The sequence below is a fragment of the Burkholderia sp. WTPI3 genome (assembly GCF_021483755.1).
In the GTDB taxonomy this organism is placed as follows: Bacteria; Pseudomonadota; Gammaproteobacteria; order Burkholderiales; family Burkholderiaceae; genus Burkholderia.
The window spans coordinates 1-9,051 of sequence record NZ_JAGIXF010000150.1 but is presented as its reverse complement, the minus strand read 5'-3'; the positions used below and the strand labels follow the sequence as shown (position 1 = coordinate 9,051).

Here is a 9,051-nt window from a genome sequence, read left to right as displayed (position 1 = left end):
GAAAAATTCGATCATCAGCATTATGTAAAATAAAACAAAGCGCCTGAATTCACCTCCACTGATCGCGCGCAGAGCCAGGTTTTCGAATCCGAACCAGGTGCTCGCGACCGCCGTCACGTTCCCCCCACAACGGCGCAGGCGTTTGAAAAAAGTCAGACAAAAATCCGTCACCCCGAGCAATCACGAGAAGCAAATCCCGATCGGATAACCTCAATCACGCCCCGTATAATGCACGCCAAAACAAGGTCCAGGCTCGATTGACACGCACGTTATTGGTAGCGAAAAACAGGAAAATATATTGTGCACGGTACCTATAACCCTTGGCTCGCCGCATTATCCCTGGTGGTAGCGACACTCGCGGCCTACACGGCACTTGATCTCTCCAGCCGAATTGCCCTGCTGAGCCATGAGCGGCGGCGTCAGGCGTGGATAGCCGGCGGTGGCATGGCAATGGGTATCGGCATCTGGTCGATGCACTTCATCGGCGTGCTGTCATTTGCGCTGCCCATTCCAGTCGGCTACGACTTCGCGATTACGGGCGCCTCGCTCGCTATCGCTGTCGTTGTGTCGTGGTTTGCGCTGTATATCGTCTCGCGCGCGTCTCTATCGCCTGGACGCCTCGTCGCCAGCGCCGTCCTGATGGGTCTGGGCATTGCCGGCATGCATTACACCGGCGACGCCGCCATGAAAATGCAGCCGGCCATCACATACGACGCCGTGTTGGTATCAGTCTCGATTGGTATCGCGATCGGCGCATCGGGTGCCGCGCTATGGATTACGCAATCCCTCCGCGCCGCGAATCAACGCCAGTTGAACGCCAAGAAAGTCGCAGGTGCGTGCGTCATGGGCGTCGCGATAACGGGCATGCACTATACGGCGAATGCCGCCGCGACATTCCTGCCAGGTTCGATCTGCGGCGCGACGCATGAGATCGCTATGCCCTTGCTCGCCACGGCGGTAACGCTGTCCACGCTGGCAATCCTGATCGTGACGCTCATACTCAGCCGCACCGGAGCACGGACCTCGTTTCTTGCGAGTGTTGTCTCGCGGCTTAACGGCGAGATCGTGCGCATGGCGCAATTCGACGAACTGACGGACCTCCCGAACCGCCGCACACTGACGGAACGGATCGAGTACGCAATCCATGCATACCGTCATTACGAAGCCAAGTTTGCAGTGCTGTTCATGGATCTTGATGGTTTCAAAACCATCAACGATTCGCTTGGACATACCGCGGGCGATGAAGTGCTGAAGGCATTCGCGCTTCGGTTGCAGCAATGCGTGCGCGCCAGCGACACCGTGGCACGCCTTGGCGGCGACGAATTCGTCGTGCTGCTGGAGAATATTTCGTCCATCGACGACGTCGAGCGTGCTGCGGAAAACGTGCTGAGTCGGATGCGCGAAGGCCTTTGGAACGACGCGCAGCCGCTGCAAGTCACGCCGAGCATCGGCATTGCGATATACCCGCGTGACGGTGAGACCGTGGAGTTACTGCTCAAGCATGCCGACGTCGCGATGTATGAGGCCAAGCGCGCTGGCCGCAGCACTTACCGCTTCTTCCAGGGCGACATGAACGTGGCGGCCAATCGCACGCTGCAGGTCCAGCGCGCGTTGCACGAAGCCTTGGTTGCCGGCTACTTCGAACTCCATTTCCAGCCCAAATTCCACGGTGGCAGCGGCACGCTTACCGGCGCCGAAGCGCTATTGCGGCTGAACCATCCGGAACTCGGCACATTGATGCCGTCGGAGTTCATCCCCATCGCCGAACGCACAGGGCAGATTGTACAAATCGGCAACTGGGTCGTTCGAGAAACGTGCCGCCACTTGAAACGCTGGCGAGCAGATGGATTGCCGGCGCTCCAGGTCGCCATCAATCTGTCGCCTCGACAGATAGCCGAGCCGGATCTGGTTTCGAATTTTCTCGGGATCTTGAGTGCCGAGAGCGTGAAGCCCGCTCAGCTCATGTTCGAAATTACCGAGACCGTGGCAATGCAGGACGCCGCGCGCACGACAGCGATGATTCACGAATTCCAGACGAATGGCTTCGAAGTTGCGATCGACGACTTTGGCACGGGTTATTCCAGCCTGAGCTATCTGCAACGCTTTCGTGCGAAGCAATTGAAGATCGACCGTTTTTTCACCCATGAGCTCGACAAGCACAACCCTGAAGGTAGCGCGATCGTTCGGGCAATCATTGCATTGGCGCACACGTTGAAAATGGATGTGGTCGCGGAAGGTGTTGAAACCGCATCGCAACTCGAACAACTCAAAATATTGATGTGTGACGAGGTACAGGGATTCTTGCTCGGCCATCCACTTGAAGCAGAGGCATTTGGCAGGCTGCTGCAAAAGGGATCGCACGTCGAGAGCACTTGATGAATCCGGCAGCAGCCGGCTGCTTCTCGGCACCGCCGTACTCGCCGTGATGTCCCTGCCGTCCCGTACGACATACGGCAGGGGCGCCCCTGCCGTATGTCACGACCAGCAATAAACTGCAGAAGGTCAATGCAGCGTTGCCGGTGCGCGCACGTCCTCCGACAGTCGCCGCACACTCCCCCGGTTTGCGGCGATCCCGCCATGCATCGACGTCGTGCCCCGCGCATGCCGGGCAGTGAGATCATCCAGGTCGCCGACGAGCAACGTCAGATCGGGGCCGATCACCGCCAGCAGCCGCGCCTTGTCGACCTGCGGCGCGGCAGCGAACATCTTGCAAGCGCGCTTCAGGCGAGACCGATCGTGGCCGACCGTCGAGCGCCTGGCTGGGTGGTGGTGAGCGTTCTGCCTACTCATTGTCGTCTCGGTATGGGTTGCCAAGCGGCCCCTGAGGTACCAGGGCCGACGGAATCGTCGGCTTGAGCAATGCGCGGCGCGCGCGGCTGCTCAGCCACTTCCAGCCTGCCACGAGCAGGAGCGCGACCATCGGGATCGATGCGATCGTCCACGTACCGTTCGGGTAGTCGAATGCCATCAGAACCAGCACGCCGAGCAGGAACAGCAGCGTGAGCCACGAGGTCACGGGCGCGCCCGGCATTCTGAACGACACGTCCTCCACCTCGCCGCGCCTGACCGCGGCGCGGAACTTCATCTGGCACACGACGATGAATCCCCACGTGCTGACGATGCCGAGCGACGCGATGTTCAGCACGATCTCGAACACGCTCGACGGCACGAGGTAGTTCAACAGCACGCCGACCACGTAGATCGCGACCGTCACGAGAATGCCTGCGTACGGCACCGATTGCGCGCTCATTCGCGCAAGGAACGCGGGGGCCGAACCGCCCATCGACAGCGAACGCAATACGCGCCCGGTCGAATACAGGCCGGAGTTGAGACTCGACAGCGCCGCCGTCAGCACCACAAGGTTCATCACCGAACCGATGCCCGGCACGCCGAGCGCGCCAAAGAACGTGACGAACGGGCTCTGGCCGGCCTTGTACGCGCTCCATGGCAGCAGGCAAACCAGCAGAACGACCGACGCGACGTAGAAGATCGCAATGCGCCAGATCACGTTGTTGATCGCGCGCGGCAGCACCTTGCGCGCGTCCCTGCATTCGCCGGCCGCCGTGCCGACCAGTTCGACGCCCGCGAACGCGAACACCACGCCCTGCACCAGCACCAGCGCCGGCATCAGCCCGTGCGGAAAGAAACCGCCATTGTCGGTAATCAGATGCATCCCGGTGTCATGGCCGGCGACATGCACGCCCGTGCCGAGGATTGCCGAGCCGATCACGAGAAACAGTACGATGGCGGCGACCTTGATCAGCGCGAACCAGAATTCCATCTCGGCGAACCACTTCACGCCGATCAGGTTCATCGTCGCGACAATGCAGAGCGCGACGAGCGCGAAGATCCACTGCGGCACGCCCGCGAACGGCGCCCAGTAATGCATGTAGAGCGCGACCGCGGTGATGTCGACGATGCCGGTCATCGCCCAGTTCAGGAAGTACATCCAGCCCGCGACGAACGATGCCTTCTCGCCGAGGAATTCGCGGGCGTACGACACAAAGCTGCCGCTGCAGGGGCGATGCATCACGAGCTCGCCGAGTGCACGCAGGATCAGGAACGAAAACACGCCACACACCAGATAGACGATCGCGAGCGACGGTCCGGCCGCTTGCAGACGTGCACCAGCCCCGAGGAAGAGCCCCGTGCCGATGGCCCCGCCAATCGCGATCATCTGCACCTGCCGGTTGCCGAGGGTCTTGTGATAGCCGGCTTCGTGCGATTCGAGCCAGCTGCGTTTGTTGGTTTCGCCCGTTGTCGACGGGTCGGGAATCGATGCCATGGCTGCGTCCTCTCGCACTAATGTGACTGGATTCATCCCGTTCGCGAAGCGACCGGGAACACCGGTACCTGACCTGAATACCAGGGGCGAGGAATCGGGCCCGGCCATCCTGATCGCGCTTCGCCGGTCATGACGAAAGGCACGGTACGTCGCAAACGTATTCAGCCGTAATTCGGCTCACAAACGGCATGCAAATTTCGACTGCGTCTGCTCGAATCCGTGCATACCGGCGTCGACCCTGACGCCGCAACGCGGGCCAGTTGCGGACCCCGACACATGCGGACCGATGCGCCGGGTGAACCAGTCGGTTAACTTGGTGCGCCGCTGCGCGCCGCGAATGGGCAACCGCTGCAGCCAGCGCCGGCTCATGCACCGAAATGAGGCGTGTGGCTCGCTGGAACTTCCGTCCGGTGCCGGAGCGGCAGGCATTTCACGGCGGTGGCCCGGTTTTTGCTGAAGTTGCACTGGCCGCGCAACGGTTGCGCGCTGCCCGACGACCTACCAGACAAGGAAGATTCACCGTGAGCTCGACGACTCGACCGTTTCCCCGACGCACCTGGCTGGTTGCGTTGATCGCAGCGCCCGCGATGGCGCTGTTCGCTGCTGCGCCGGCGCACGCCGACGCGCTCGATACCATCGCGAAAAACGGCGCGCTGCGCGTCGCGGTGCCGGAAGACTATCCGCCTTTCGGCTCGGTCGGCACGGACATGCAGCCGCAGGGCTACGACATCGACATGGCCGAATTGCTCGCGAAATCGCTCGGCGTGAAGCTGAAGCTGGTGCCCGTGAACAGTGCGAACCGGATTCCATACCTGACGACCAACAAGGTCGACATGGTGATCTCGTCGCTCGGCAAGACGCCCGAACGCGAGAAGGTCATCGACTTCTCGAGCGCGTACGCACCGTATTTCCAGGGTGTGTTCGGGCCGGCCGACGTGAAGGTGAGCGCGCCCGCGGACCTGACTGGCAAGACGGTCGGCGCCACGCGCGGTGCGCTCGAGGAGATCGCGCTGTCGCAGCTCGCGCCGAATGCGACGATCAAGCGTTTCGAGGACAACAACGCGACGATCCAGGCGTTCCTGTCGGGGCAGGTGCAACTGATCGCAGCCGGCAACATCGTCGCGGCGGCGATTCTCGCGAAGAATCCGCCGCGCCGGCCCGAGGTCAAGTTCGTGATCAAGAATTCGCCGTGCTTCGTAGGGGTCAACAAGAACGAGCCGCGCCTGCTCGCGAAGATCGACGACACGATCGCCCATGCGAAGCAGGACGGGACGCTGGGCGCGATGTCGAGGAAGTGGCTCGGCCAGCCGTTGCCGGCCGGACTGTAACCGATCGCAGCGTTGCCCGATACATCGCCCCGACCGATGCCGCCAGCGCGGCGGGTGTCGTGGTCCGCACCTGAATCTATCCACTTGTCATGAGCTATCAGCTTCAATTCGGCGAGCTCGCCGATTACGCCAGCGTGTTCGCGAGCGGCGCGGCGACCACGCTGGCGCTGACCGCGGTCGCGACCGTGCTGGGCGTGGCGATCGGCGTGCTCGGCGCGGCCGCGTACAGCGCCGACGCACGTGCGGCCATCCGGCTGCGCCCGCTGATCGGCGCGTACGTCGAGGCGATCCGCAACACGCCGTTCGTCGTCCAGCTGTTCTTCGTCTTTTTCGGACTGCCGGCACTCGGCGTGCACATCGACGAATACACGGCCGCGATACTCGCGATGACACTCAATCTCGGCGCGTACTCGGTCGAGATCGTGCGTGCCGGTGTCGCCGCCGTCCCGAACGGCCATCTGGAGGCGGCGTCCGCGCTTGCGATGTCGCGCGCGCAGATGCTGCGCCACGTCGTGTTGCCGCAGGCGCTGGCGAAGGTGTTTCCCGCGCTGTCGAGCCAGATCGTGATCACGATGCTCGGCTCGGCGGTCGTGTCGCAGATCTCGGTGGCCGACCTGACCTATGCGGCAGGCTACATTCAGTCGCGCAACTTCCGCGCATTCGAGACGTATTTCGTCATCACGCTTGCGTATCTGGCGATGGCGCTGCTGCTGCGGGCCATGCTCGGCTCGATGGGGCGCCGCCTGTTCTCCCGTCGCGTACGAGGTGCGCGATGACCGATTTCACGTTCGGGCAGATTCTCGCGAACCTGCTGCTGGCCGCGCGCTGGACGATCGTGCTGTCGATCGTGTCGTTCCTGTCGGGCGGCCTCGTCGGCGTTGGCCTGCTCGTGATGCGCGTATCGAATTCGGTCGTGCTGCGCGGCTGCGCGAAGCTCTATATCGAGGTTTTCCAGGGCACCCCGCTGCTGATGCAGCTGTTCATCGTGTTCTTCGGCCTGCCGCTCGTCGGGCTCGACGTTCCGGCGTGGGTCGCAGCCACGGCGGGGCTCACGTTCTTCACCAGCGCCTATCTCGCGGAAATCTGGCGCGGCTGCGTCGAGGCCGTGCCGAAAGGGCAGTGGGAGGCGTCGGCGAGCGTGGCCATGAGCTATGTCGAGCAGTTGCGTCACGTGATCCTGCCGCAGGCCGCGCGCATCGCGGTCGCGCCGACTGTCGGCTTCGGCGTGCAGGCCGTGAAGGACACGGCGCTGGTGTCGATCATCGGTTTCACCGAGCTGACGAAGGCCGGCATCGCGATCTCGAACGCGACCTTCCGGCCGTTCGTCGTGTACGGGCTCGTCGCGCTGATCTATTTCGCGCTCTGTTATCCGCTTACCCGTTACGCGCGCACGTTGCAAAGGAGATGGCATGCCGCTCGTTGAAACCCGTGGTCTCGAAAAGAACTTCGGCACCCATCATGTGCTCAAGGGCATCGATTTCTCCGTCGAGCGCGGCCAGGTCGTATCGATCATCGGCCGCAGCGGCTCGGGCAAGAGCACGCTGCTGCGCACGCTCAACGGGCTCGAGAGCATCGATGCAGGCACGATCTCGATCGACGGCGAGCGCGTCGATGCACGGCACGCGGACCTGCGCGCGCTGCGGCTGAAGGTCGGGATGGTGTTTCAGCAATACAACCTGTTTCCGCACCTGAGCGCCGGGCAAAACGTGATGCTCGCGCAGTCCGTCGTGAAGAAGGCACACCGCCAGCAGGCGCGCGCGATCGCGGAGCTGATGCTCGAGCGCGTCGGCCTCGGCGACAGGTTCGATGCGTATCCGGAACAGCTGTCGGGCGGCCAGCAGCAGCGCGTCGCGATCGCGCGTGCGCTCGCGATGAAGCCGAGCGTGCTGCTGTGCGACGAAATCACGTCGGCGCTCGACCCCGAACTCGTCGGCGAGGTGCTGGGCGTCGTCGAGCAGCTGGCGCGTGAGGACATGACGCTGATCATGGTCACGCACGAGATGAACTTCGCGCGCGCGGTGAGCGACAGGATCGTGTTCATGCACCAGGGACGGGTGTGGGAAAGCGGCACGGCGGAAGACATCTTCGAGCGGCCGCAGACAGTGGAACTGTCGCGGTTCCTCGGCAGCATCCGGAACACGGAAGCCGTTGCGCGCTGATCCGCGATGCCGGCGGCGTGCTGACATCGCCGGCCGGATCGTCGGCAATCCCCGGCATATGCACCGCGCCCGCGCGTGCCGAACCGCCCGAGAGAGTCTTCGATATCCGGAATATCGATCAGGTCCGCCAGCCTCGGGGATATGGACGGTATCAATTTGCACGGCACTTTCAATTTCCCAGTGACACTCCAGGCGAAGCGGATCCTGCCGAGTACCGCAGCCGACAACGCCATCGCATCAACCAGTCAGCGAGCCTAACAAGAAGGCCCGTCGAGCCGGCGGTGGTGGAATTTCAGGCCGACACAATCTGCCGAAAATGACCGGCGACCTTCAAGCGAAGGGTAGACAGTATCGCATTGATTTATATAGATATTTATTTAGGTTACAAGGAAATGCCTTACTGGGCCTAACGGCAGCTGACCGGAAAAATCCGTGGACATCAAGGTCACCCCTATCAAGGCTGCGCTCCACCTCATCGCGAAACCACCCTCCTAACTTCGTTTTTTCCGAAGTTTCAGTATCGGATTAACTGATTTTTCCGATCACCCAAACCCTCGAAACTGTTGGTTCTTCAACAACGCGGGATGATCCCGCAAAGGAACAACAGCATGAGAACCTATCCCCGCAACAGCGCCCAGGCAGCCGCGCGCATCGTCGCGCTGGTGCTGATCGCGGACGGCCACATCGATCCCAGCGAGGAACGGTTCCTTGAGAAACTCGAGACCAGACGCAGGTTCGGGATCGAATCGGCCGGGTTTGCGCAAATCGTCCAGACGGTATGTGAGGACCAGGCGATCAGCCACGTTTCGTCCGGCGCCATGTCCGGCCATCTCGATCAAGCCACGCTCGAAACGCTACTCGCGGAAATCGACGATCCCGATTTGCGCGTGCGAATCATTGAAATGTGTCTCGCTGTCGCATCGGCGGATGGACACCTCGCGGACGGTGAAATCAGCGTGCTCGGGACCATTCTGACTGCCTGGACGCCACGAACGCTGAACTTCGCGTCGGAAGAACGCAGCTTCGCGTAGGCGTCAGGCGGAGCCTGTCCCGGCTTCCAGCCGTCACCGCCGGGCTCGGAAACGTCCCGGGCTCGCCGAATCCGTCGAGCTGCAACAGCACTGACAGCAATCCGACCTCGCGGACATCCGGTTCAATGTATTCGGCGTGTTATTCCGCAAGTAAAACCCATGATTCCAATGAAGCGCATTTTGATCGTGAAGGTGACGTCGCTTGGCGACGTCGTCCAGACGCTGCCGGTCGTCGCGGACCTCCATCG

8 protein-coding genes are annotated in these 9,051 nt (G+C 62.2%); 6 read left to right on the top strand and 2 right to left on the bottom strand.

Going from position 1 to position 9,051, the window contains the following annotated elements; all coding sequences use genetic code 11:
* The first annotated feature begins 300 nt into the window (after positions 1-300).
* The gene (locus tag J7024_RS35335) at positions 301-2,376 is read left to right on the top strand and encodes a putative bifunctional diguanylate cyclase/phosphodiesterase (protein ID WP_124897800.1); all 2,076 of its coding nucleotides are present in this window, start codon (positions 301-303) and stop codon (positions 2,374-2,376) included.
* A 126-nt stretch (positions 2,377-2,502) separates the two neighbouring features.
* Here J7024_RS35335 and J7024_RS35330 read toward each other — a convergent pair whose 3' ends face one another.
* Positions 2,503-2,706 (bottom strand): hypothetical protein, encoded by a 204-nt coding sequence (locus J7024_RS35330; RefSeq protein ID WP_175770723.1) that lies wholly within the window; start codon positions 2,704-2,706, stop codon positions 2,503-2,505.
* A gap of 76 nt (positions 2,707-2,782) precedes the next feature.
* Entirely contained in the window at positions 2,783-4,285 is a 1,503-nt protein-coding gene (gene ansP, locus J7024_RS35325; RefSeq protein ID WP_124897802.1) for an L-asparagine permease, read from the bottom strand.
* A gap of 521 nt (positions 4,286-4,806) precedes the next feature.
* Between ansP and J7024_RS35320 the strand changes: the two genes are divergently transcribed.
* The 5 genes from J7024_RS35320 (at position 4,807) to J7024_RS35300 (ending at position 8,803) form a co-directional block, all read left to right on the top strand.
* Positions 4,807-5,613, top strand: coding sequence for a transporter substrate-binding domain-containing protein (locus tag J7024_RS35320; RefSeq protein ID WP_124897803.1), 807 nt, complete (start codon positions 4,807-4,809; stop codon positions 5,611-5,613).
* 89 nt (positions 5,614-5,702) lie between these two features.
* Positions 5,703-6,389, top strand: a complete 687-nt coding sequence (locus J7024_RS35315) for an amino acid ABC transporter permease (protein ID WP_124897804.1) — start codon at positions 5,703-5,705, stop codon at positions 6,387-6,389.
* Complete coding sequence (locus J7024_RS35310) at positions 6,386-7,036, top strand: amino acid ABC transporter permease (protein WP_124897805.1); 651 nt, start codon at positions 6,386-6,388, stop codon at positions 7,034-7,036. The genes J7024_RS35315 and J7024_RS35310 overlap by 4 nt, the downstream gene beginning before the upstream one ends.
* Positions 7,023-7,772: an amino acid ABC transporter ATP-binding protein gene (locus J7024_RS35305; protein ID WP_124897806.1), complete on the top strand. Its 750-nt coding sequence runs from the start codon at positions 7,023-7,025 to the stop codon at positions 7,770-7,772. Before J7024_RS35310 ends, J7024_RS35305 begins: the two co-directional genes overlap by 14 nt.
* Before the next feature lie 563 nt (positions 7,773-8,335).
* Complete coding sequence (locus tag J7024_RS35300) at positions 8,336-8,803, top strand: TerB family tellurite resistance protein (RefSeq protein ID WP_234745923.1); 468 nt, start codon at positions 8,336-8,338, stop codon at positions 8,801-8,803.
* Positions 8,804-9,051: the final 248 nt, after the last annotated feature.